At 46.0% G+C, this 24,659-nt stretch carries 20 protein-coding genes; 6 read left to right on the top strand and 14 right to left on the bottom strand.

Going from position 1 to position 24,659, the window contains the following annotated elements; genetic code table 11:
• Positions 1-14: 14 nt before the first annotated feature.
• The 3 genes from U2F10_RS01005 to U2F10_RS00995 all read right to left on the bottom strand — a co-directional run bounded on the left by U2F10_RS01005 (position 15) and on the right by U2F10_RS00995 (position 7,297).
• Positions 15-1,391: an ABC transporter substrate-binding protein gene (locus tag U2F10_RS01005; protein WP_499870228.1), complete on the bottom strand. Its 1,377-nt coding sequence runs from the start codon at positions 1,389-1,391 to the stop codon at positions 15-17.
• A 912-nt stretch (positions 1,392-2,303) separates the two neighbouring features.
• Positions 2,304-4,280: a sensor histidine kinase gene (locus U2F10_RS01000; protein WP_499870226.1), complete on the bottom strand. Its 1,977-nt coding sequence runs from the start codon at positions 4,278-4,280 to the stop codon at positions 2,304-2,306.
• A 227-nt stretch (positions 4,281-4,507) separates the two neighbouring features.
• Positions 4,508-7,297, bottom strand: a complete 2,790-nt coding sequence (locus tag U2F10_RS00995) for a UPF0182 family membrane protein (protein WP_499870224.1) — start codon at positions 7,295-7,297, stop codon at positions 4,508-4,510.
• A 222-nt stretch (positions 7,298-7,519) separates the two neighbouring features.
• Here U2F10_RS00995 and U2F10_RS00990 point away from each other — a divergent pair, with 222 nt between their 5' ends.
• Positions 7,520-8,302, top strand: a complete 783-nt coding sequence (locus U2F10_RS00990; protein WP_499061518.1) for a 6-phosphogluconolactonase — start codon at positions 7,520-7,522, stop codon at positions 8,300-8,302.
• 181 nt (positions 8,303-8,483) lie between these two features.
• Here U2F10_RS00990 and U2F10_RS00985 read toward each other — a convergent pair whose 3' ends face one another.
• Positions 8,484-8,990: a hypothetical protein gene (locus U2F10_RS00985; protein WP_163659509.1), complete on the bottom strand. Its 507-nt coding sequence runs from the start codon at positions 8,988-8,990 to the stop codon at positions 8,484-8,486.
• Between the two features lie 1,100 nt (positions 8,991-10,090).
• Complete coding sequence (locus U2F10_RS00980; RefSeq protein WP_499870222.1) at positions 10,091-10,426, bottom strand: hypothetical protein; 336 nt, start codon at positions 10,424-10,426, stop codon at positions 10,091-10,093.
• 279 nt (positions 10,427-10,705) lie between these two features.
• Between U2F10_RS00980 and U2F10_RS00975 the strand changes: the two genes are divergently transcribed.
• Together U2F10_RS00975 and U2F10_RS00970 are read left to right on the top strand one after the other, a co-directional pair.
• Positions 10,706-11,398 (top strand): hypothetical protein, encoded by a 693-nt coding sequence (locus U2F10_RS00975; protein ID WP_163659511.1) that lies wholly within the window; start codon positions 10,706-10,708, stop codon positions 11,396-11,398.
• A gap of 429 nt (positions 11,399-11,827) precedes the next feature.
• Positions 11,828-13,213 carry a glycoside hydrolase family 6 protein gene (locus tag U2F10_RS00970; protein ID WP_163659513.1) on the top strand — a complete coding sequence of 462 codons (1,386 nt, stop codon included), beginning with the start codon at positions 11,828-11,830 and terminating at the stop codon, positions 13,211-13,213.
• A 129-nt stretch (positions 13,214-13,342) separates the two neighbouring features.
• Here the strand turns inward: U2F10_RS00970 and U2F10_RS00965 are convergent, their stop codons facing one another.
• The 7 genes from U2F10_RS00965 to hemB form a co-directional block, all read right to left on the bottom strand.
• Positions 13,343-14,275 (bottom strand): hypothetical protein, encoded by a 933-nt coding sequence (locus tag U2F10_RS00965; RefSeq protein WP_163659515.1) that lies wholly within the window; start codon positions 14,273-14,275, stop codon positions 13,343-13,345.
• A 288-nt stretch (positions 14,276-14,563) separates the two neighbouring features.
• A complete protein-coding gene (gene folE / locus U2F10_RS00960; protein WP_163659517.1) occupies positions 14,564-15,202 on the bottom strand; it encodes a GTP cyclohydrolase I FolE in 639 nt (212 codons plus the stop codon).
• 167 nt (positions 15,203-15,369) lie between these two features.
• Positions 15,370-16,455 carry a CobW family GTP-binding protein gene (locus U2F10_RS00955; protein ID WP_163659519.1) on the bottom strand — a complete coding sequence of 362 codons (1,086 nt, stop codon included), beginning with the start codon at positions 16,453-16,455 and terminating at the stop codon, positions 15,370-15,372.
• A 79-nt stretch (positions 16,456-16,534) separates the two neighbouring features.
• Positions 16,535-17,374 (bottom strand): metal ABC transporter permease, encoded by an 840-nt coding sequence (locus tag U2F10_RS00950; protein ID WP_163661633.1) that lies wholly within the window; start codon positions 17,372-17,374, stop codon positions 16,535-16,537.
• Positions 17,375-17,393: 19 nt separating this feature from the next.
• Positions 17,394-18,158: a metal ABC transporter ATP-binding protein gene (locus U2F10_RS00945; RefSeq protein WP_163659521.1), complete on the bottom strand. Its 765-nt coding sequence runs from the start codon at positions 18,156-18,158 to the stop codon at positions 17,394-17,396.
• Between the two features lie 36 nt (positions 18,159-18,194).
• Positions 18,195-19,379 (bottom strand): metal ABC transporter solute-binding protein, Zn/Mn family, encoded by a 1,185-nt coding sequence (locus tag U2F10_RS00940; RefSeq protein ID WP_163659523.1) that lies wholly within the window; start codon positions 19,377-19,379, stop codon positions 18,195-18,197.
• Between the two features lie 48 nt (positions 19,380-19,427).
• Positions 19,428-20,510: a porphobilinogen synthase gene (hemB, locus tag U2F10_RS00935; protein WP_499061515.1), complete on the bottom strand. Its 1,083-nt coding sequence runs from the start codon at positions 20,508-20,510 to the stop codon at positions 19,428-19,430.
• Positions 20,511-20,602: 92 nt separating this feature from the next.
• Between hemB and U2F10_RS00930 the strand changes: the two genes are divergently transcribed.
• Both U2F10_RS00930 and U2F10_RS00925 read left to right on the top strand, forming a co-directional pair.
• A complete protein-coding gene (locus U2F10_RS00930; RefSeq protein ID WP_490795112.1) occupies positions 20,603-20,992 on the top strand; it encodes a Fur family transcriptional regulator in 390 nt (129 codons plus the stop codon).
• A gap of 159 nt (positions 20,993-21,151) precedes the next feature.
• Entirely contained in the window at positions 21,152-21,793 is a 642-nt protein-coding gene (locus U2F10_RS00925) for a Uma2 family endonuclease (RefSeq protein WP_499870218.1), read from the top strand.
• A gap of 465 nt (positions 21,794-22,258) precedes the next feature.
• Here the strand turns inward: U2F10_RS00925 and U2F10_RS00920 are convergent, their stop codons facing one another.
• Complete coding sequence (locus U2F10_RS00920) at positions 22,259-22,708, bottom strand: hypothetical protein (RefSeq protein ID WP_499061513.1); 450 nt, start codon at positions 22,706-22,708, stop codon at positions 22,259-22,261.
• Positions 22,709-22,823: 115 nt separating this feature from the next.
• Entirely contained in the window at positions 22,824-23,186 is a 363-nt protein-coding gene (locus U2F10_RS00915; RefSeq protein ID WP_499870217.1) for a hypothetical protein, read from the bottom strand.
• Between the two features lie 520 nt (positions 23,187-23,706).
• Between U2F10_RS00915 and U2F10_RS00910 the strand changes: the two genes are divergently transcribed.
• Complete coding sequence (locus U2F10_RS00910; RefSeq protein ID WP_499870216.1) at positions 23,707-24,642, top strand: IS5 family transposase; 936 nt, start codon at positions 23,707-23,709, stop codon at positions 24,640-24,642.
• Positions 24,643-24,659: the final 17 nt, after the last annotated feature.

Below are 24,659 nucleotides of genomic sequence, written 5' to 3'. Positions count from 1 at the left end.
CACCCTGGCAATAGCTATTGCCAATCGTCAAATATTTGTTGAATCAGTTGAATGGCCTCATCTGCAGCTGATTCATTATCGAGTTCACCGAGGGCAATTTTATTCATAATCTGCCCCCAAATATTTTGCTCAGCGACCTCACCATAAGCGGGGTTTAATACTTGGTATGCAGGCCGTGTATTTTGTAGCTGTTGAACAGCGACAGAAATGTGAGTATCTCGCTGCTCTTGCCAGAATGGGTCTTTAAAGAGTTCGGGCATAACGGGTAAATACCGACCCTGGGCACCTTTGGTATAGGCCGATAGATTATTAGGCTGGGCTAGAAAGGCCAGAAAGTCTTTGGCCGCTGTCTGTTGCTTGGAGTTAGCTAAGATAACGGCCTGTTTAATTTCAATGACATAGCGCATGGGACTACCATCTGGCTTGCTGGGCCATTCGACCGTCGCTAGATTTTTATAGTAAGTCTCATCATCACTGCGCTGGGAACCTGGAGCCGAAAGGGTATGATTGACGGTCATCAGGCTTTTTCGACTTAGAAGCGAGACATTATTGCCTGTGTTATCCCAATCAACGGCATCTGGGGGAACCGTATTATTCTCGAAAAATCGGGCATAGTCTGCGATCGCAGTCACAAAGGCTTCTCGATTTTCTGGTGTTATGGCAAAACTACCCGATTCATTTAGAACTTGAACATTATGGGCTTCTAAAAATTGTTCAAAGTTATTGTAGGTATCGAGGCTAAGGGACATTGGCATACCCACACTGTAAATGTCACTGCCTTGATTCGCCTGAAGTGTGGAATGAATATTCTGCCAAAAATCCCAGAAACTTTGCCAGTCTTTAGGAATAGTTACCCGACGTTCCCCGACGGCATTGATTAATAAATCTTCCCAATAGTGAATATGAATGGCTGACTGCATCAGTGGCACAGCATAGTAGCTACGGCTGCCTCCAGTCTTATTCTGATAGTTAACGCCGTCCAGCACATTATCTGTGTAGTACTGTTTAATCGGTTGAATTACATCAGAGACATCGGCAAGTTCTCCATTCCACGCTAAACGAGGAATACTAGTTAAGTCAGCTGAGCCAGAATAGAAAATATCAGGAATATCTTCGGTACCGGTGCTCAATGCCCGATCAAGTGCTGCCAGAATGTCTTTCTGGGGAATAACGTTGAGTTCAACCTCTATCTGGCTTTGGGTTTTCCAAACTTCAATAATCTGTTTCAGTGCATCAATTTCCTCTGGATAAAACCCCTCTTGCCACCATATCTTAAGTTTGTTCTCAGATGGTATGTCATTAGGGGTGGAGACTTGTTGTCCGCGGGTACAGCTCGCAATCAAACCACCTAACCCAAACAGTGATAACTGTGCAAATTTGCGCCGTTGCATAAATACAATATCTCCAATAAAAATAGCTACTACCTCAGAGGTAAAACTATTCAAACAATCATGAAAAATCTGTATTCAGAAATGGAGAGATCAGCCTTAAAAATTCCACGTATTCTGACGATAGAGCGACCTACGGGAGCATCTAATAATTGGCCAAAAAAATTGCTTGAACGATTGCTATCGATATACAAACACCCTTCATCCTGATTTTTCGATATGCACCCAGATACTTTTAATAAAAGGTATTAACTTGCTAAACAGATTGCTTTTTGCCTCTGCCTAGACTCGTTAACATCACATCAAGCCTGAAACAATTCTCATCGTTTTATTACTGAAGCTTTAAATAAGAATATCACTCTGTATCACATATATAGTCTATGGGATATTACTGCAAGTCTAATCAATAAAATAGGAAAAATGATACTTACTGCCCATATCTTAATGTTTTTCATGAGGTCTTTCTAATGAAAACAATGATTTTTTAAATAATTTATTCTAAACACAACACAGCTACTTTTGTTACCATCAATGGAGTGATAATCAATACATGAGTTTGTGTAAATTCACCGGGTTTATCTAAATGTTCAAGTCCATTAGATGTGCTCAGGAAAGTAAGGTAAAGAAATCGTGTTAGATACAAGCTTTATCTTAAAAATAAGACGAAGAATTACCTTGTATTTTTAATAGAAACTACCCATCGAATGAGCATTTACTCGATGGGTAATCTGTCTCTATTAAGACTACGGTTTATATAAAAGGCCTTTCTATACCAATTTTTCGAACGTCAGCTACACAGTCTTAGGAAATAAAATCCATTAACGCCAAATTTTGGATGTACAGACGTTCCATGGAACGTCTCTTCAACACTCACTGTTGGAAGTTAGTTATGGTTTGCTCTTTAGCACGGGTACTTTAAACCTCAGCAGTGGCTAACTGGTGCTTAACGCGAGGAATTATCTGAGGAATCCGAATTTTGAACATAGCCCCCTTATTCGGTCTGTTTTGGGCTGTGACAACACCTCCAAGCATATACACAAATTCGCGAGTGATGGTTAACCCTAAGCCAGTACCATCAAATGGGCGAGTTGATGAATCATCAGCTTGAGTAAATGCTTCAAAAACATGTTCTAGCTGGTCTGGAGCTATGCCAATACCCGTATCTTCAACTGTAAATTCAAGGTAGCTTTCATCTTGATGCTGTGATGTTTGCACAGTGAGAATAATCTGACCGCGCTCAGTAAACTTATTGGCATTACTGAGTAAATGTAAAAGGCACTGGCGTAGTTTACCAAAGTCGGTTTCAATCGAACCCATGGTATTAGCCGTATTGAGAGTGATGTGATTGAGTTTCTTTTCTGCGTTTGGTCGGATAGTTTCCAGGACATCTTCTACAAGAGCCATGACATTTACGGATTGTAGCTGTAGCTCCATGCGACCCGCCTCAATTTTGGACAGCTCAAGTACACTGTTAATTAAATTGAGTAAATGTTTACTAGAGCCCTGAATTTTACGTAAGTCAGGAATGAGACTGGCCTCACCAATAATTTCCACATCTTCTTCGATCATTTCGCTATAGCCAATGATGCTATTGAGCGGTGTTCGAAGTTCGTGGCTCATATTAGCCAAAAAAGCACTCTTGGTACGAGTGGCAGCTTCTGCCACTTCTTTTGCTGCTTCTAACTCAACTGTTCGCTCCTTAACCCGTATTTCCAGTTCTTGGTTAGTACTTTCTAGGGTATCAAAAGACTGTTTGAGCTGCTGACTCATATGATTGAATGCCTGAGCCAGGACACCGATTTCATCTTTACTATTGACTGACAGTGACTGCTCGAGTTGACCGCTTTGGAGCTGAATCGCAGCTTTAGTAATTTCTGTAATGGGTCGAGTAATACGACGAGATAATAAATAAATACCTGATAACAATAACCCCGTTGCCACAAAACCGATTAATAAGATATTCCTGGCGAGGGCACGGGCTGGAGCAAACGCTTCCCGTTGGTTCATTTCCGCTAGGAGAGCTAGATTTTGGCTATCTAACCAACGGTAGACACCAATGACCGGTTTGCCTGCATAGTTTTGATAAAGACCAGCCCCACTTTCGCCTGAGGTGGCGGCATCAATGGCAAAGCTGCTGATATTACCTGCTGATTCTTCATCTTTATCAGAGACAATAAATGTATTTTGTTCCTCGATCTGGCCAACCAGGTATGTGGTTCCCGTTTTACCTAGTCCGGTTCGTTCCTGAATTAAGGCATCCACTTCTCTTAAATCTAGAGTAACCCTCAGCACTCCAATCCGATTTTTAGCTGCATCTAGGATCGGTGTTGCTAAGGTAATAGCTGTTGTACCGGTGGTGGGAGAACTGTAGGGAATGGGGGTAATATCGCCTGAGCCATCAGCAAAGTAGGTTGTATTGGCGTCTAGGGATTGAGACGTATTTTCTAGTTTTTTATTGGTTGAAAACACAACCATGCCATCGTCTGCCACAATTGACACCTCTGCGAAGTCGGGCTTCAGCGTGATGATGTTTCGCAGATAAGATGCGAGTTTTGTGCGGGCATTTTTTTTGAGTTCTAGAGCAGATGGCGGTTCAGCTTGGGGGATATCTTCCGGAGGTGGAGCCATGTCAGATACCAGGCGCTCAGTCTGGGTCTGAATTTCTGGCAAACGGGCCAGCAGCAGAATATCGTTACGATGGGTTTGAAACCACTGAGTGAGTTCTTCTTCCTTGAGGGTGGCTGCTACGCTCAAGCGGTCGTATAGCGATCTTTTCAGGGTTTCCCGTGCCGAGAAATATGTGCTCACTGAAATTGTCAATATGGTAGCGACAGACAATAACGACAGGGGAGTAATGAGCCGAAGCAGTAGGCTTTTAGATTTGATTTTCACGCTGAGCTTCCCTTACAGGCTGGATGGATGTCGTAGGCTGGGAACCCATAGTATCCAGACGAGCAAAGCAATTCCGGATCGCTATGACTGTCAGTTGTTCCCTTCTACACTTCCAGACGCGATCAGGGGTCGTCAGGAGCCCATACTCAGAAACAGTCTAAAAAATTAGGTGTTTCTAAACACAGCTATGTGATGACTGATACCGATAGGTCATGGGCACCATGGCTTTACTCTTCTGCTTTAGTTAATTGCTCAAGTAGTTTTCCTAAGCGTGTTTGAGCAGCCCCATAGGCTGGCCAGTCTCCCCGTTGTAGTGCTTGCTGACCTTGGGTGTAAGCTTCTAGAGCAGATTGAATCAGAGCCTGTTGATCGGCTGTGGGAGATGCCGGTGTCGGTGGTGGCGTCGATGTTTCTGGGGTGGTTTCTGCCACTGAAGGTGTAGGACGAAGCTGCCCAAACAGTCTAGTTAAACTGTCTTCCAATGTTTGTTCCATCACAATTGTGTCTTTGTAGGCCACAATCACCCGTTTGAGTTCTGGAATAGCGTTGCTATTGTTATTTTGTCCCCGCGCTTGTAGATAGACAGGTTCTACATACAGCAGTGACTCCTCAATAGGGATAACCAGTAAATCCCCACGAAAGACTTCTGAGCCTTCTTGATTCCAAAGCGTTAATTGTTGAGAAATTTCAGTATCTTGATCGATACGGGAATCAATTTGGCGAGGGCCATAGATTAAGGCCTGTCTAGAGAATTCATAGGTTAACAGTTTGCCATAGTTATTCCCATCACAGCGTGCTGTCATCCACGCCACCATATTATTTTTCTGTACCGGGGTAAAAGGCACGATCAACATAAATTCTTCTGCTTCACCCTCGGGCAGTTTCATGATGACGTAGTACGGTTCCAGGGTTTCTGAGCTTTCTTCCCGTGTGATCTGAGTTGGGAAATCCCAGAGGTCTTCCTGGTTGTAAAACACATCTGGACGCTCCATATGATAGGCCCGATAGACTTGAGCCTGAATCTTAAACAGCGTTTGAGGATAGCGAAAATGCTGTTGGAGTGTAGGTGGTGCGCTTTCTAAATTGTCAAATAATGTGGGAAAGCTCTGTTGAAAAGAAGCCAGAATCGGGTCCTCTGTGTCAACAATGTAAAGCTTGATGGTGCCGTCATAGGCGTCGACCACAGCTTTAACAGGATTACGGATGTAGTTAGTGCCACTGCTGACAATACGCTGCATAGCGCGCCCCTGTAATACGTCTTCAATGCCCTCACTGCGCCATAGAGGTTCAGAATAGGGATAGCGATCGCTGAGGGTATAGGCATCAACAATCCATTGGAGTCGCCCGTCAATGATGGCTAAATAGGGATCGCTATCGAGGGAAAGAAAGGGAGCTAACTGTTGAATGCGCTGCTGAATTAATCGATGGTAGTGAATCCGAGAATTCTCTCCGAGAGAGTTGGACAGTAGCAGTTGCCAGTCGCCTAGGTTGTAAGCATAGGCTAGTCTTCGTAGCATGGAACCAATGGGAACACCCCCAGGACCTGTGTAGTTATATTGGGCGTTATCATTGCCTAGGGGATAGTCAAATTCGGCCTGGTCAGTACCGGTTAAGATGTAGCGATCTGTTGCTTCCCCATAATAAATTCGAGGTTGCTCGATGGTGAGATCGACAGTGCTTGTTGGGGGTAAGTCCTTGATAAATAATTCCGGTAGACCATCTTCGGTAACCTTATTCACTGGGCTCATGGCCAGACCATAGCCATGGGTATAAATTATGTGTTGGTTGACCCATGTTTGAGCTTGGTCGGGTAGGGCATCATCCACTAGCTCCCGAGGCGATAACATTACCTGACGATAGTCGTTATCTAAGGTGTAGCGATCAATGTCAACGTCTTGAAATTTGTAATAGGGACGTAGGGTTTGCAAACTACCGTAGGTACTTTGCAGAGGGCGATAGTCCCATAGGCGAATGTTGTCGATAGTGCCGCTATTACTTGCTAGAGTAGTGGCATCTAGCTGATTTTTAACGTCAAAAGATTCTTGCTGAACATCATCTAGACCGTAGGCTAGGCGGGTAAGTTCAATGTTATCGGCGATGTAGGGAGCTTCTTTTTGCAGTTCGTTAGGTTCTACAACAAACTTTTGTTGCCCCCAGGGGTATACCCCAGTCACCAGAACAAAAACGGCTACATAGAGACTAATGGCTGTAAGCGGTAGCAGAAAACCGCTACGCCACAGGGAAAGTAAGAATAAAATACCGACGGCAATGGTGATGAATCCCATGATGCCGTAGGCTTGCATACGAGCATTGACATCGGTATAGCCGGCACCAAAGACAACGCCTGTTGAAGAATAAAGGAGTTCGTAGCGAGCGAGCCAAAATCCTAAGGCAACGACAGCAGCTAATCCAGCTAACAATACACAGAAGTGGGTTTTGACTTCTCCGGTGAGAAAGTATTTCCAACCGCGTTCTGGGCGAATTTCTCCTTTAACCCCATAAATGCTGGCTGCAAGTGCTAGACTCCATACCAATATTTCGATGATAGCCCTATGTAAACTCTCGAAGAGGGGGAGTTGGAAAATATAAAAGCTCATTTCGCGCCCATACAGAGGGTCTTGGGCACCAAAGTCTACCGGGTGAAGAAACTTGAGGACGTCCTGCCAGGCTTCAATACCATTGATGGCAGCGGTTAAAGCTAGCAACGTAATCAGACCGAAGCTAACGTAGCGGATTAAGCTTGGTAAATAGGGATCCCACTGGGGATTTTGCACAACCCGTAGGGGACGTTCGCGAGTAATGCGTTGAGCAATTGCATAGTTTATGAATAAAATTAACCACCAGCTGGCAAAGGCTAGGATTGCGATCGCACCCTGCCAGCGCAATCGAGTCCATAGAATATCTGCAAACCCAACCGAGTCGAACCACCACACTTCTGTGATCAAGTGCACGAAGGATCCAGAGAAGGTAAGCGCAAGCAACCCTCCGAGAATTAGCCACAACCACTTTGCACTCATGCTCTAACCTGTCAGATAACGCCCAAGTATCGGGGATTAAAGATGGTTTACACCATTTGTTCCTCGAACCTACAAAGCTTAGCGCAAGCTTATGAATCCCAGAGTTTTTTTTAAGTAGTCAAAAGAAACTAGTGCATAGTAGGCCATGATCACCGAGCAAGTTTTAACTTTTATGGCGTTGCTCTAGTGTTATGTAAATCTGAGAATTTAGGCTAAGTGGCGATGTCTAACCGCAGGTTTAAGGTCGATGCGCTTAATGTGCGAGTCTATCCAGATCCAGACTCGTTAGCTCAGGCGGCGGCACAGCAAGTTATTGTCCAGCTACAGCAGACACTTCAGCATCAGCCACAGGCCACCATCGTGTTTGCTACCGGGCGATCGCAACTGGGTCTATTAGGGTACCTTCGCCGTGATACCACTGTAGATTGGTCACGGGTGATCGGCTTTCACCTGGATGAGTTTTTAGGTTTGAGTCGCGAGCATCCGGCTAGCTTTGGCGCTTACTTGCACCATCACATTGTCCGATGGTTACCGTTTCAAGTATTTAATTATCTCAATGGTGATGCATTAGAGCCGATTGAAGAGTGCGATCGCTACACCCAGTTGCTCACCCAAAAACCAATTGATATCTGTTTACTGGGTATTGGCGATAACGGCCACCTAGCCTTTAATGATCCAGCCGTAGCAGATTTCCATGATTCTCGATGGGTAAAACTTGTACGCTTGGACAACATCAACCGCCAACAACAATTGACCTCTGGATATTTCCCACAGCTTTCAGCTGTTCCTGCCTATGCGATTACCCTCAGCCTGAGTGCCATCCGCAGTGCTCGATATAATCTCTGCTGTGTCTTTGGAGATTATAAAGCTGATGTTCTTAAAACGGTACTAACAGTCTCTCCATCTGAAGCTTGTCCTGCTTCTATTCTAAGACTTGATGGCAAAGGAAAAAACACTCTCTTTATAGATGAACCAGCCTGCCGACTCTTCTCAAATATGACATAAAGGTACAAGAGTCAACAGAGGCGAAATAAACGCCTACCATGCTAACGCTTGTACCCCATATCGCTCTCACAATTCCTAGAGATTTGCCGGTAGCGCAACGCCTGTCACTGTTTCTTTTGTTAGATTTCCTGTATCAGAAATTTATGAATCAGCACTCAACACTGAGAACTGATCGTCCTCATTAGGCAGGGCACCACAAACTATTATTCTGTAACCCAACGGTCCAAATAGGTTCTTGTGAGATTTTTGTATTAGCTGGGTTAGCACGACTGAGCCAGACAACAGGCTCATCTAAATCCAATACTGTCTCACCTTCATCGGTGGTGATAGTCACTAGCTGTTGGTGAATGGTCATACCGTGGATAGGTAACCAACCAGACTGACCTTGCAAAAGCAAATCACGACTGTGATCGCGACGAATGAATAATCGTCGTAATACCCGCCAATCTTGCCACAGCCGTTTAGCACTATCACTGTTGAGATAGTAATCAGGCAGCACTTCTAGGGGCATGTAATCGTGTGTAGGGGATTGCCCAACCATGGCAAACTGCTGCCCCCAACTTACTCCAAAGATTATATTTAAAGCGTTATATATTAACTGAATCAGTCGTTCCCATAGCTTTGGCTGACGATGGGGTTGGGATGACCAAACCCCATCGCAGGGAATGGGGTTGTTAATTAAAAACATCGGATTGAACCATTTTTTAACGGGGTACAACTTGGAACTCCTATGGCCTATTGACCTTGACATAGTTCAGCATTCTGCCAAAGGATCTATGGACAGGAAAAAAATACAGAAATACATAGCTAATTCCGTATTTCTACGGATTCCAATGGTCAGACATCCATGGACGGTACCTACCTTAACTCCTATTCTTTGTTTAATTAAAGTTCTCTCATAAATCCTTGAAACCTTTATTTCTAAGGGTGTCTGTCTTTCATAGATGATCTTTATGTGCCCCTTATGCCCTGAATGTTGTCATGTCATGGCAGCCTCGTAGGTCACAATTTTACAACCGAACGTCCAACTTAATTGGCGATGCGATTCCTGACTACGTCGAGAGTAAGGCTGTATTTGATAGCCCAGTTGAAACTGCATGCTGAAACCTGGCTACATCATCCTGGGTCCCAATACTGAGTGCCGCTGCGCCAAAAGCTCAGGATCAAGGATGCTGAACGGCACTCAAAATAAGCGTATGTTATTTGATATTGAGATGTAGCATAGCTTGAAAAATACAAAAGGTTTGATGTGGTCTATCTGATGAATTGAGAGATTGTTGTGTGGTTTACCTAAAAATAGGGCCAGCCACAATATGAGGCCGAAGATCGTTCTCACATTGTGGCTGATTTCTCGACCTTATGGCCTCAACTTTAAGACTTCAGTCTTGTGGCCAGGAAAAGAACAGCTATTTTGTTGTTTTGGGTATGAGGCTGTAAAAGTTTGCGTTTCGGAAGATTATTTCAGTGAGCACACCATAATCTGACACAAGACATTTATCAGAATCAATGTATAGTCTGCTTGATCTTAATCACTTCGCTTGAGTCTAAACTAAACCATCTAAGTCAACAGAATTTTCATAAAGACAGCTAGAGTGGCCATGCAATATAGAAGGCAAAGACCATTAAAAAGCCATAGCAAACTGATCATTGAAAAATGAAGCCATGGATTAGTGTTGATTTGAGATGCAAAATTCATAGATGAGTATCTTTGCCGTCACAGATAATCTTAGTGACATAAAAATCTTTGATCGCAAGACTCTTAAAAAATTCAGGTTTGTTTAAATTTGTTTAAAGTCCATCGATCAAGTACATGGCTTGATTGTTTGTATGTAGGTTAGGTCTAGCAAACAATTTCTGACCTTTTGCGATCGCAAGCCCCGCCCGCCCCAGCATTAAAGCATCCCATTCTCCTTCCCGTAATAGACATAGCCTCAGGCGACCCTCGACAGTCACCGTGCCCGAGACAACTGGCACAAAACGAATATAGTCGCTAACGTTGCTGCATGGGGTTCCCTGGGTGAATGGGTAATCGGGATTATCCGCTACTTTAGTAGCCTTTCCATCTTCCACCGTCACTAACATTGAACAGGTGTCAAGACAATCGTGGGGAGAAGCACTATTCACATTTTTACAGATTTACTGTTAACTAGATTACTTTTTAAGTTGAATGTTGTTATGCCCTGACAATGGGATTATCTGCCAAGATTAGACAAAAACCCACCCTTATTTATGTTGACTCAGTAAGCAGGGTAACAACGTCCATGGCCACGAACGTTTAGAGGTTTCTGGTTAAGCTTGAAAGGTTACTAGCGGCGGACGACAGGCATCATTAGCTCAATTTTATCCCAATACTAGTCTGAAGATGTGCCTATATTTATCAAATAATGAGAGAGCAAAGGCTCCATGAAATTAGCGGAATTAAGTCAGCAGCAAAAACAGTTATTGCAGCAGTATAAAGAACGAGGCGGAGTCATCGATTGGGTAGCGATGGAGTTGGAGGAGCAACCCTACGATGATTATGATACTCATTGGCAAGCCGCAATATTAGCCTTAGACGCAATAGCCCAAGATATTGATGAGGACTTTCACACTATTCTCGAAAGCCCTGAAAATCAGCATCACAATCGAGATGATTTTTTTCAGTTGACATATGATGTCAGCAAATTTGTTGGGAATATCATCAGCTTGGAGCAATTCCTAGGTTCGTCCTTTAACGTGTCGTCTCGGAAACTGTTAGTCAGGGGTCAAAGCAAGCGACACGTCAATGACTTATTTTGGGTTGGCGACGCGGAAATTCCAGAGAATATCGTTGGAGAGTGCGGTTTTTATGAACCTGACAGTTTTGGGCTTGCTGATGCGTTTCTATCTCCTCCATACGGTATTACTGGATCGTCCTTAGAACTCAACACGCTATTTTTAGAGATCGCAGAACACTTCTTTGCATCATTCACTGATGCAGGGCAGATCTATAGCTGGAGCGACGATTGTTCCAATTACTTTGACGCAGGAAAAGAATGGTGGGGTACGTTGTTTTGCACTTACTTTTGCCGACCAGACTCAACGCTTGTAGTAGTAATGGCATCGACTACTGATTAGTGTGATCAAGTCGTCTGATAGGTTAATAGTAATTGTGGGATTGCTTATGGGGCAAAATTTTCAGCAAAACTCTAATCACTATTTTAGCTGTGTCAAACCAAATTGTTGTCCAGTGACGACACCATTATTAAATTTTCCTGATAGTAGCGGAACCTCTTACCTGTTCAATTCATCTGATAGCTCGAAGCTATTTTCCATCAGTATCTCCTGGAGCTATCTATTCGACGAAGTATTTATTATAAGTATCTTCCCTCAATACTCTTTTTATATAGTTTTTTCGTAATAAGGAGCATCCCCATACATCACCCATGCCAGGCATGATATAGCTTATTTTTAGGTGTGAAAATTTCATTGCACACTGAACCAATACAGGTTAAATGGTGTCCCCCCGCCCTTAAGTTATTTTTATTTAAAAAAATGAAGGACTTTATGAAGTCTACAAAACTAAAATCTTTTGTATGGTTACTGACTGTTGGAATGCTGGCTGTAACCACACTAACGACAACTGTGCATGAAACTGCATATGCAAAACTCCATGTTGACAATCCGTTTGTTGGGGCAACTGCCTACCTGAACCTGGACTATGGGGAAAACGTGAAAAAACAGGCCACCCAAACCGCTGGCAGATTAGGCGAAAAAATGGCCCAGGTCGCCACCTACCCGACCGCAGTCTGGATGGATCGCATTGGCGCAATTACAGGAACAGCGACCGATGGCACCAAAATTGCCATGAGCTTACGTGAGCATTTGGATACCGCGCTAGCGCAAAAGCTCCCCGGTAAACCGATCACCTTTTTGATGGTGGTCTACAATCTACCGAACCGGGATTGTCATGCGTTGGCTTCAAATGGCGAAATTCCCCATGGGGGCATTGAACGCTATAAAACTGACTACATCGATCCGATCGCAAAGATTGTTAGCGATCCGAAATATGCCCATATCCGGATTGTCGCCACGATCGAACCGGATTCATTACCTAACCTTGTCACCAACCTTTCAACGCCTGCCTGTGCAAAGGCAAAATCGAGTGGCGAATATGTCGAAGGTGTGAAATATGCTTTAAATAAGCTGTATCCAATCCCTAACGTCTATACCTATGTTGATCTTGGTCATTCTGGTTGGTTAGGCTGGGATAGTGCGTTTAGTCCGACGGTGACGTTGATCGCTGATACGATTAAGGGCACACAAGCTGGCGTAAACGCAGTGGATGGTTTTATTTCAAATACCTCCGGCAGCACCCCGATAATTGAGCCGTTTATTAAAGAATATACTGGTGGCCAGCCGAGCCGCTCCTCTGATTTCTATGACTGGAACCCCTATATTGACGAAATCAGCTATATGGGCGCGATGTACGATGCTTTTGTGGCTGAAGGTCTACCGACGACGATTGGTATGTTAGTGGATACCAGCCGTAACGGATGGGGCGGCCCAAATCGTCCGACTGTTGCCAGCACCGCTACAGATGTGAATACCTTTGTAGATGAGTCTCGCATTGATAGACGACCTCATCGCGGTGGCTGGTGTAACCAGATCGGCATGGGTATCGGTGAACGCCCGGTCGTAGAACCTTATGAACATTTTGATGCCTTTGTATGGGTGAAACCTCCGGGAGAATCTGATGGTGTTAGCGAAGCTGGCATTATTGATCCCAATGATCCGGCCAAAGGATTTGATGGGATGTGCGATCCGAACGCGACCAATAGAGACAAACCACAATACTCGACTAATGCCATGGCTGGGGCCCCCCATGCCGGGTGGTGGTTCGCGGAACAGTTTGAAATGTTGGTCGAAAATGCTTATCCCCCACTTCCATGACTGCCAATAGTAGACTCAGGACAAACTTAGACAAATATTGCAATTGAGGGGATAGGCAAAACATGGTGTAAAGATCACCATCAGAAAATTGTCCTGACATTCTCTTCGATTGCTATATCGTTAGTCTGGTCATGAAACACCTTCAAGACATCCAAATCGTTTCAAGACCAGCAGTGTTTCAACCGTAATCACACCGCTCCAATCCTGACGCGCCTGTTGCCATGCATCAGGGAACATATCTCCCCAAGACCAGGTGGGTAACCAAGCACCCTCTTCACCTTGAGTAGAAATCTCGTAGGCTAAATTTGCCGTTACGGCTTCTTCCATTCCAGCCATAAAAGGAGAATCAGGCGCATCTATCACTTGCAATGGCCGTAGACAATAGCCTTCCCAAGCCGCTGAATTCTTTTCAATGGTCCCATCAATCTGCTGGGCCACAACTTGACGAATCTGTTCCCGGAATTCATCGGGTAGTGTTTTTGTCTTCATCAAACGTAGACAACACAACAGGTCATGCATGCCCATCTGCTCTGTATTTGATAATGCACCCATGACCCGCTCCGACACCTGAGAGATAATAGTCTCTGGGACAAGATGTTGATAGTCATACAGATATCCCAGTATCTCAGCGGTCGGGTTAAGAGAGAATAACTCCGATGTTTCTTCATCGTCTGACTGTTCCCACCAAGGAGCATGGGGACTCTGCTGAGCGGATTTAGGGATAATCGGCCAGTGCCATTCTTTTTGGTCTAAGGTCTTTAGTAGATAGGCGATCGCAACTGAGACGACCTCATGATCTGAGGTACCGTTAATTGAGCGAAGTACTTGAAAGGCAATGGATGTGCAAAGTGCCGAGCTATCATTTGTGCGCAAGTCAGGTTCTAGTCCATGACCAAAACCGCCATCTGGATTCTGGAATTCCTTCAGTGCGGCAACTACTGAGTCGGCTGATGCTCCGTTAAAGGCATGGTGGAATCTGGCAATTTCTAATGGCCGTCCTTTTTGTTCAATAAACTGTTGTGAGGCCTCTAAGGCTGTCCTGGTCAGAATTGGTTGGATCATTAGTCAGCTCTCTTGGTGAATAGTTTATTTGTACTATTCTAGAAGCTTTCAGTAATATTGGTTAAAAGATCGTATCAGTCGTTGCAGATATCGGGGGATAGATTCAGGCGGAAGCGATCGCAAAAATAGGCATTAGGGTTTAATGCAGGGCCATCGGTTAGGCTCTCGGGTAATGGCTGAATAACACCTGTGTTTTCTAAACTTGTATTAGATAGATAAATGACAGAAAAGGAGATAAGCGTGATGCTTATCTCCCGGTGAGTGAGTAAACTTTTGGGTGAAAATTTCCTAATGGAACGATGGGTTGTGACGAATCAGGTCCATAAACTCCTGACGTGTGCGAGCATCATCCGCAAACACCCCTTGCATCGAACTGGTAACAGTCCAGGAACCTGGCTTTTGCACCCCGCGCATTACCATACACATGTGAGACGCCTCGACAACAACTGCCACACCCTGGGGTTGTAAAAGACCCTGGAGGGCATTGGCAATTTGCTGAGTCAGTCGTTCTTGCACCTGCAACCGTCGTGCATACATTTCACAAATGCGGGCAATTTTCGACAGGCCAATTACCTTGCCATTGGGAATATAGGCAACATGGGCACGGCCTAAAATCGGCAAGATATGATGCTCACAAGAACTGAACAAATCAATATCGCGTATCAGTACCATTTCATTGGTGTCTTCATGGAAAACGGCTCCATTGAGCAGTTCATCCAGGGACTGATGATAACCCGAGGTTAAAAATTTGAGGGCTTTGACCACACGTTTTGGTGTGTCTCGCAATCCTTCACGGTCGGGGTCTTCTCCTAAGCCTAGAAGCAATGTTCTTACGGCTTGTCGCATGTCTTCGTCTGAAACAGGAGCTTTAGCTTCGGTGTTGATTAACTGGCTACGAATATCGTCGGGTGAAATGGATAAGGTCATAAATAACGAGTGGGTGAATTGTTGGATGGATTTATCAAAATGTCGAGCGATCGCAAAACGATCAACCCCCTTCAATCAAGGACTGAAAGACTGGATATAGCAATTGCCGAATGGGGGGCAACTGCCCGTCAGACGAGCACCGGTGCTAACCTGATGAGTTTTAGAAATCAGGCAAGACATGCCGTCAGCTGTTGCTGGATATCATCACCATTGAGGTGTCGCCCGATAAAAATAAGCTGGTTTCGAGGCGGCGTGTCCCATTCTTCCCCGTTAATGGAAAAACGAGGACCGCTTAGCTGAAAAATGTTGCGCAGGTCACTCTCCTCAAACCAGAGAATTCCTTTGGCTCGAAACACATCTTGTGAAAGTTTGTTTTGCAGAAAATGTTCAAATTTTTTGACATGGAAGGGACGATCGCTCTCAAACGCAATGGATACAAATCCATCATTCTCAAGATGGGCAGAATGGTGGTGATGATGTTCATGGTGCTCGTGCCCATGATGATGATGCTCGTGTCCATGATGCTCGTGCCCATGGTGCCCATGCCCATGATGTCCGTGTCCGTGATGCTGATCATGTGCCGTCTGCTCGATTTCTTCTTGCACCAGCTCAGCATAGTCTTCGGGATTGTTATAGCCAACATCTAAAATTAGCTGCAGGGGTACCTGACCCTGCTGACTACGCAAAATCCTGGCCCCCTCTTTAATGCTAAGAAGATACTCTTCTAACGCCTTCACCTGATCCGATGAAACTAGATCAACTTTGTTCATAATTGTAACATCAGCGTAGGTGATTTGTTTCAAGGCGGCTTCACTCTCAAAATGATCGGGCGTGAAGGTTTCGGCATCTACCATGGCGATGATGGAATCCAAACGGGTGAGGTCGCGTAGTTCAGTACCCAGAAATGTAAGAATAATAGGCAGCGGATCAGCCACACCTGTGGTCTCAATCACCATATAGTCAACACGGTCATCCCGCTCCATGACTCGATAGACAGCGTCTACCAGGTCATCGTTAATGGTGCAACAAATGCAGCCATTGCTAAGTTCAACCATATCTTCATCCATTGTCACTAACAGCTGACTATCGATGTTGATATCGCCAAATTCATTAACGAGGACGGCAACTTTTAAGTCTTTATTATTGCTTAGAATATGGTTCAAAAGCGTTGTTTTACCACTGCCAAGAAATCCGGTAATGATGGTGACGGGCATTCCTCTTTTAGTGGTTGAGGGGAGTGTGGAGGCTGTCATGGAATAAACTCCGGAAGCAACAAGATGGATTCCCTAACTCCTTTGGAGTTAGCCAACGATATCTCTGGGCTAATTATGTTCACAAGGCCAACTTGCGGGTGTTGGGGGCGAGCATCGCCAACAGAAAAATAGCGAGTTGAACGGTGACAATACTGGGGCCCGAGGGTAAATCGAAAAAGGCAGAAACCATCATACCAATAGCGGCCCCTAACGCACCTAAGCCTGCTGAGGTCAGGATGTACTGAACAAAGTTGCGGCTAAGGAGACGGGCCGCACAAGCGGGTATCACGACAAATGCACTAATCAACAAAACACCAATGGCCTTAATGGAAATACCCACCACCAGAGATAACAACACAATGAACGCTGTACGTTGGGCAGACACAGATACGCCCCGAGCAATGGCCATGGATTCATGGAGTGTTAGGAGAATTTGCGATCGCAACGTTAGCCCCATAAATATGACACATACCACCAACAGCACGCCGCTAAAGATTAGGTCAGTGGTTTGCATTGCCAGGATATCACCAAACAACAGGTGGGTGATACCGCCTTTGTAGTCCTCACGAAAACTCAGCAAGATAATGCCAATGGCCAAGGATGATGAGTAAACAATATTTAGCAGCGCATCGGTCCAGAGACGCGTGCGTTCCAGGAAATAGGTCACACCCAACGCAAAAAGAACAGCAAAGGGTAACAACACCCAACCAGGATCCAGACCCAGCAAAAACCCAATGCTAATACCCAACAGGGCTGAGTGCCCCAGGGTATCACTAAAAAAAGAAAGCTGTCGGAGAACGGTAAAGCTACCCATTAAGCCGCCCATAAAACCAGTGAGAACACTGCCCATCAGTGCCCGTTGCATAAAGGGCAGTTGAAACAGTTCTATCACACGGGTAAATTCAGCCTGGATCGACATGGCAGAAAAACTAGCAAGATTAACAAGAATGGTGATAGCGAACAAACTCAGAGCCATAGGCCAGGGAGAGATTCTCTGGGGTAAGAGAATGATCGGGTTTTCCCTGGCAGAGCAGGGTGCGATTTAGACAGAGGACGCGATCGCAACTGCGACGTACCATATCGAGATCATGGGAGATCTGCAAAATGGCCCAGCCCTGGTCTTGTTTAAGCTGGTGCAGCAACCGATAAAATTCCGATTCGTTACGCACATCTAAACCAGCGGGAGCCTCATCGAGAATCAGCAGACGGCGGGGACGCACTAAACAGTAGGCCAGCAGTACCCGCTTTAGCTCTCCCCCCGACAACGCACTCACAAGCTTGTAACGCAAATGCCAGGCGTCCACCTGGGTCAATGCCTGCTGCACTGCATGACGGCGCGCCCGTCCACCAGCCCAAGGCAGCTGTAAGCCCAGACGATCCCACCCGAGACCGATCAGTTCTTTGACTGTAATGGGAATGCGGCGATCAAACAGAAAGTTTTGAGGCAGATAGGCAACCTGTTGTCTCACCTCAGCTGGCAATTTGCCTTTAGGAGAGAGCGGCTGCCCCAGGACAAACACCTCTCCAGACCGACGTGGCAAGATTCCCAGTATGGCCTGAATTAGGGTGCTCTTTCCGGCTCCGTTGGGACCCACAATTGCGGTATCCATGCCAGCTGGCACTGTAAACGATACATTCTGAACCGCTGCATAGGTCTCTCGGTAAACCGTCAACTCGTTGACGACTAAGACTGGATCGCTCAACTGTTCTCTCCTGGCCCCATAAAATCATTCTCCATACTAAAGCCACCAACCGATTGCGGCTACCGGTTGAGGCGTCCAGAAAGGATACCAGGATTGTGTGGATGCCCCAAAGCTATCTGCCAGGTTCTCAGCATTCTGACGCATGATGGTCAGATAGTAGTCTGGCTGTATCGCCTCGGTCGGACCTACTTCCAGAGGGTCAAACTCACTTACACCAATGGAGAGATCCTGTGCGATCGCCTTAAAGGAAGATTCTCCAGCCTGGGGCTCGGTCATAATGGTTTTTAACCCTTCCGCCTGCACTGTATCCACCACACGCTTGACATCGTCTGGAGATGGATTTTCTTCGGGAAGACCTACCAGAACTTCAGCTTCCAGTCCATAGCTGCTAGCAAAGTAGGCGGCGAAATCATGAAATACCACAAATGTTTGTCCAGCAAAGGGGGACAACATTTCCGTAATGTCAGCATCCAATGCCTGCAGCTCAGTAATAAATGCCGCCGCGTTAGCCGTGTATTCAGCCTCCCCTTCTGGATCGGCGGCAATCAAACCATCGCGAATATTTTCGACCTGTTCAATGGCTCGCTTGGGATCCAGCCAGACGTGGGGGTCAAATTCACCGTGGGCGTGAGCATGGCCATGGTCGTCATGGCTCGCTTCGGCATGATCATCATGAGCCTTCTCTTCACCGTGATCGTGGTCGTCGTGCCCTTCTTCACCATGGTCGTGATCATCATGGGCCTTTTCCTCACCATGATCGTGATCGTCGTGGCCTTCATGGCCATGGTCGTCATGGCCTTCTTCGCCACTAGCAAACGCAGCAATCTCTTCGCTAGAGTCGATGGTGACCAGATCGGAATTTTCCGCATTCTCGATCATGTCATCTAAAAAGAACTCCATTTCCAGACCGTTTTTCACCAACACGTCCGCACTGGCAACCGCCTGAATATCACTGGGTTTGGCCTGAAAATCATGGGGACCCACATTGGTGGGTAGCAACTGTACCACCTCGGCGCGATCGCCCGCTACCGCTTTAGTGAATTGGGTTATGGGCAAAAATGTTGTAACCACCTGCAATGAATCTTCGGGTGCCGCTGCCGAAGAGTCTGCTTCGCTGGTAGAGTCCGTAGGAGCAGTCGTGCAGCCACCTAGGGTAACGATTGCCCCCAGCGCCATAATCGATAACTGTTGTACCTGCCGTTGAAAACTCAGTCTAGACATTACTATTCTCTCTTCAAAAACAACATTAATTCTTTAAGCTTTATCTTGCTATGGACGTAAAGCTAGGGCAGCATCTTTGGCGAAATAGGTCAAAATCAAGTCGGCTCCCGCCCGTTTCATACTGGTTAAGGTTTCTAGCATGACGGCTTTTTCATCAATCCAGCCTTGCTGCGCCGCCGCTTTGACCATGGCGTATTCACCACTGACGTTGTAGGCAGCAATGGGTAAATTTGTGTTTTGTTTAATGCGGCAAATCACATCCAAATAGGCCAGAGCCGGTTTCACCATGACGATGTCCGCCCCTTCCTTAATATCAAGCTCTACCTCTTTCAGAGCTTCCCGCGCATTGGCGGCATCCATCTGATAGGTCTTTTTGTCGCCAAACTTAGGGGCAGAATCCAGGGCATCGCGAAATGGACCGTAATAGGCCGATGCATATTTAGCGGAATAGGCAAGAATGCCAACATTAATCCAACCGGCAGCATCCAGTGCCTGACGAATTTCGCGCACACGACCGTCCATCATGTCGGATGGGGCCACAAAATCAGCCCCCGCCTCAGCCTGTACCAGGGCCTGTTTGACGAGAACTGCCACGGTTTCATCGTTAAGAATTTGACCATTTTGCACAATGCCGTCATGGCCCTCGCTACTGTAGGGGTCAAGGGCTACATCGGTAATCACCAGCAGCTCCGGCAGCGCTTGCTTAAGGGCACGTACGGCGCGAGGGATCAAACCATCCGGGTTATAGCTTTCGGTACCCGCGTTATCTTTTTGATGATGGGGAATGAGCGGGAACAGGGCAATGGCTCCAATGCCTAACCCCCAAACAGTTTTTGCTTCCTCTAGCAATAGATCTAGGGAGTAGCGAAAACAGTTGGGCATCGACGGTACCGCCTCCTGCTGCCCCTCACCTTCCATGACAAACAGAGGATAAATTAGATCAGCGGCGGTTAGCACCGTTTCTCGTACCATACGGCGCAGCGCTCCGGTACGACGCAGACGCCGGGGACGATGCACTTGGCCAGTACTGCCACTATTATTATCAGCGGGTGCAGCTTCCTCTATCGCTTTAACAGCATCTGTGGCGGTGGGGAGGGGCGCTGACGTGGGTGACATAGATGTGGATGACATAAGATGGAAACCCGTTATGATAATGATTATCATTCCTAGGTATATTACATCAGTTTTTCGAAATTGACGCGATCATAATCCTTAAAAATTCCATGACTCAGGTTCACTGTACTCGGGCTCAAACAGCGGTACTCCAGTTACTGCGGCAACAGTCTGAACCGATCTCGGCTCAGGCGCTATATACGCTGATCAAGCAACATCAGCGGATTGGTTTGGCAACGGTATATCGAGCCCTGGATGCGCTAAAGCGCATGGGCAGGGTGCAGCATCGGGTAACGCTGACAGGGGAAACACTCTACAACGCGGTGGAGCAGGACCGTCACTATATGACCTGTTTGGGCTGTGGACAGTCGTTTCCTCTGAATACCTGCCCTTTGAAGGGTCTGGAGTTTTCTCTTCAGCATTCCAGCTCATTCACAATCTACTATCACACCCTGGAATTCTTTGGCCTTTGTGAACCCTGTGCAGTGCAAGGTGGGTGAGGTTTTGGATTTAGCGAGCTAGAAAAAGGGGATAAGCATCACAATCATGTTAATAGTCTAAGATAGGTGCACACCCTAAAGGCTCTAAGTGGAAAGCCGATAAGAACGGTAGACTTGAGAGTCTTTGTCTTGAATTTGGACAGCATTTGGTGATGCAGTATGACCCAAGCAATTGATTTAATATCCTCGCCGCCATCACCATTGTCATTGCAAGATTTTCTTGTGTGGGATAGCGGTGATGATCGTCTATATGAATTGATTGAGGGTGAGCCGATGCCGATGAGCGATCCCACTGCTAATCATGAGGATGTGGCGGATAATCTTTGTGATCTGCTCAGGCTGCATTGTTTAGAGAAAAATTTACCCTTTGTACCGAAGCGTTCTAAGTTAATCTCTATTGGTTCTCGGAATGGACGAGACACTGCCAGACGTGGTGATATTGTTGTTTTTGCCAAGGCTGAATGGGAACGGATGAAGGGGCTGTCCAGCTCAGCGATGGCTTATATTGCTCCACCATTAGTGATTGAGGTGGTGTCAACAAACTGGCGAGATGACTATTTGACTAAGCTGGCTGAGTATGAATCTATTGGTGTTGAGGAGTATTGGATCGTTGACTATGCCGCGTTAGGGGGGATGCGGTATATCGGTCATCCGAAGCAATCTACAGTGTCTGTTTACACGATGGACCCTGAGACAGGTGAATTTGGTATGCCACAACAGTTTCGCGGGGATAACAAAATTAGGTCTACTGTTGTCCCTGAACTTGTAGTAACGGCCAAGGCTTTATGGAAAGAAGATTAGAGAATATTGATAACTATTGCATTCATCTGCGCGGCAGAGGCAAAAAAGATCATCGCCGTCGGGGATGCAACGCGTCAGGTGCAATATGTGGTAAAAACACAGAACTAAACCGACACTTATGAAGTATAGCAGACTGACTAAAAGCAAGCACTAATCACATAACAATAGAAACCTAAAGATTTATCGTGGCTATACCGAATAATTCAACGATAGAAACGCAAGACTGAAAAGCGGAGCAGCCAAAAGCTTAGAAACGCAGTTGAGATGTAGATCTAGGTGCAGGAACTGTGCGGCTAACGGTGAACGGTCAGGGGTGTGAGAGATTTGTTTAAAGCTCAACCCGTGAGCGTGAGTCGAGCGTCCCTCTCCACAGGGTAGTTAGAAAGCAGACCCCTACATAATTACGAACCTATTGTACCATTTTACTTGCTGGCGACACCGATTATTTGCGTCCGTTTCTTAGGATTACGGCTCCCACAGTTCCACAACAGGCTTTTCGCAAGATACCACATCGATCACTTCATCTCCCGTCCAAACTCGATAATGCTTTGCAGAACCGATAATGTCTTTGTACCAACCATGATTAGCATTGACGTAGTCTAAATACTTGGATCGAGAAAGAGCCTGAATCACTCCTGTATCATCACGCTCTTCGTAGTCGTCCCAGGAGGTATAGGATTCATCAACAACTTGCCATGCTATTGACTGCGGAAATCTCACCAACATCATCCTGCTCTCATCTTTGACTTCTACCGGGCGACTACCTTGGAGAAGCTTCTGAACTGTCGGATTGGGATCGGTTTGTTCATCATCAGGTTCGCCAACGAACATCTCTGTGAGAATCAGACGAAGGTCATCCTGGTAAACCACGGCGTGGAGTTGCCACATTTCTGCTTCGTCTAGAACTGTAAGCATATGCAAAGGATAGCTAACGTTTCTGTTGAGCGGTTGTCAGTATTTGACAACGCAGTAATCTTTCAATAATCCGCTCCAACAGGCTTGTTAGGTGCAGTCTGGAACGGCTATTTTTCTAGTCTCGTTTGTAGAACGAGTCACCGCGTTGAAAATACCTCACAGCAATAGGGATATCAATGGCCGCACTCACCATAGTGAGTACACACACATACATGATAAACCAGTACAAACCTCTATCCAACATTTGTGTCGTGAGTAGATGAAATAAGTAAGGGAGTATTAGCAGCCAATGCGCATGCCCGATGGGACCGATGAGTTTTGAGAACGGTCGGCGACGATGAACTTGACTCCCAATAATAAAGGACAACACCCGACCGAGCAGAATCACCAGTCCAGGTGTTTCGCGAATGAAATACAAGCCGCCGAGAACTTGTGGCAATGGATAGAGGATTGCCCATATTCGGATTGTCCAAGGCAACGTGCCCATCGCTTTCCAAAACTGAATGAGATCTTTCAACAGATTCATAAGCTAATGAGAAAAATTTGATGACTTTTTACTGGGTATTCGAATATGACAGGATTAAAGCCTTGATTAGCAGGCTTTTGAACTCCTAGAAACGCAGATCAAGATCAAAGGATTGCTAGCTCGCAGCATTAGACTGGTTTAAGCGGCGAGATGTTCATCACCGCTTAAACCAGGTGGTCGAGTAGTTAGAGAGCATTTGGTGCTAACTTTGTTTGACGGACAACTAATTTGACGATGCTATCCATAGCACAGCAATCGACACTCTTTGAAGGTGATGGGATATAGCATCGAACAGGTTGTTGTCGGAAATCAGCCTGTAACTATAAGCTTGGTTGAGAACTGCTCACCATATCCTGGACCATCAACCATGTCCCTGTGACCTTTTGCCAAAGGACGGCTTTGGTGCGTGAATAAAGAAGTTGCGGAGCCGTAGGTGCCGGTAAAGTGTAGTTACCACACAAACACGGTACCGATGAAACGCACCTACAAACTCCGCAACTGGTCTGAGTATAACGCTGCTCTGGTAAAGCGAGGAAGTCTGACGTTATGGCTCAGTGATGAGGTGATTGCCGAGTGGAAAAACACTCAAAAGACTGGTAAACCAGGGGCATCGAAAGACTATAGCGATTTAGCCATCCAAACACTCTTGACCTTCAAAGTGCTCTATGGACTGGCCTTACGTCAAACCATTGGCTTTGCAGGGTCTATCTTTGAACTGATGGATGTATCGGTAGACTTACCGGTGCATACAACATTGTCACGTCGTCAACAGACATTACCGATTGATTTACCGATTCAGCCGACCTCTGGCAGTCGTCATGTGGTGGTTGATAGTACGGGCATTAAAGTGTACGGAGACGGGGAATGGAAAACCCGGCAGCATGGGGTGAGCAAACGTCGCACTTGGCTCAAACTCCATTTGGGTGTCGATGAGCAAACCGGAGAGATTCTGGCTGCCGTAGTGACTTCGAACGCCATCACTGATGGCGAGATACTCCCGGACATCCTCGACCAAATTCCCGATGAGATTGACCAAGTGAGTGCCGATGGGGCGTATGACCGCACCTACTGCTATGACGCCATTGATGAGCGTGATGCAACGGCAGCGATTCCCCCTCGCAAAGATGCCAAAATTTGGTTTCATGGCAATCGCAAACAGGCCCCGCATCCACGAGATGAAAACTTACGAGCGATTCGCAAACAGGGACGGTCTACCTGGAAAGAAGAGATAAACTATCATCGACGGTCTTTGAGTGAAACCATGATGTATCGACTCAAAACTATGTTCACAGGTGAGGTGTCTGCACGAGGGATTGAAAATCAAACGACAGAATTACTGTTGGAATGTTCTATTCTCAATCAGTTCACCCACTTAGGAATGCCCGATAGCTATCCTATTGAAGCCTAAGATCGATATCCTAGAGG

Origin of the sequence: Leptothoe sp. EHU-05/26/07-4 (assembly GCF_043421015.1) — a bacterium.
GTDB lineage: Bacteria > Cyanobacteriota > Cyanobacteriia > Phormidesmidales > Phormidesmidaceae > Leptothoe > Leptothoe turfae.
This window is presented reverse-complemented; position numbering and strand designations above follow the sequence as displayed.

Coding starts and splice junctions, on each gene's coding strand:
- U2F10_RS01005 (WP_499870228.1), bottom strand. CDS start 1,391: ATGCAACGGCGCAAATTTGCACAGTTATCACTGTTTGGGTTAGGTGGT.
- U2F10_RS00995 (WP_499870224.1), bottom strand. CDS start 7,297: ATGAGTGCAAAGTGGTTGTGGCTAATTCTCGGAGGGTTGCTTGCGCTT.
- U2F10_RS00990 (WP_499061518.1), top strand. CDS start 7,520: ATGTCTAACCGCAGGTTTAAGGTCGATGCGCTTAATGTGCGAGTCTAT.
- U2F10_RS00985 (WP_163659509.1), bottom strand. CDS start 8,990: ATGTTTTTAATTAACAACCCCATTCCCTGCGATGGGGTTTGGTCATCC.
- U2F10_RS00975 (WP_163659511.1), top strand. CDS start 10,706: ATGAAATTAGCGGAATTAAGTCAGCAGCAAAAACAGTTATTGCAGCAG.
- U2F10_RS00970 (WP_163659513.1), top strand. CDS start 11,828: ATGAAGTCTACAAAACTAAAATCTTTTGTATGGTTACTGACTGTTGGA.
- U2F10_RS00965 (WP_163659515.1), bottom strand. CDS start 14,275: ATGATCCAACCAATTCTGACCAGGACAGCCTTAGAGGCCTCACAACAG.
- folE (WP_163659517.1), bottom strand. CDS start 15,202: ATGACCTTATCCATTTCACCCGACGATATTCGTAGCCAGTTAATCAAC.
- U2F10_RS00955 (WP_163659519.1), bottom strand. CDS start 16,455: ATGACAGCCTCCACACTCCCCTCAACCACTAAAAGAGGAATGCCCGTC.
- U2F10_RS00950 (WP_163661633.1), bottom strand. CDS start 17,374: ATGTCGATCCAGGCTGAATTTACCCGTGTGATAGAACTGTTTCAACTG.
- U2F10_RS00940 (WP_163659523.1), bottom strand. CDS start 19,379: ATGTCTAGACTGAGTTTTCAACGGCAGGTACAACAGTTATCGATTATG.
- hemB (WP_499061515.1), bottom strand. CDS start 20,510: ATGTCATCCACATCTATGTCACCCACGTCAGCGCCCCTCCCCACCGCC.
- U2F10_RS00930 (WP_490795112.1), top strand. CDS start 20,603: ATGACTCAGGTTCACTGTACTCGGGCTCAAACAGCGGTACTCCAGTTA.
- U2F10_RS00925 (WP_499870218.1), top strand. CDS start 21,152: ATGACCCAAGCAATTGATTTAATATCCTCGCCGCCATCACCATTGTCA.
- U2F10_RS00920 (WP_499061513.1), bottom strand. CDS start 22,708: ATGCTTACAGTTCTAGACGAAGCAGAAATGTGGCAACTCCACGCCGTG.
- U2F10_RS00910 (WP_499870216.1), top strand. CDS start 23,707: ATGAAACGCACCTACAAACTCCGCAACTGGTCTGAGTATAACGCTGCT.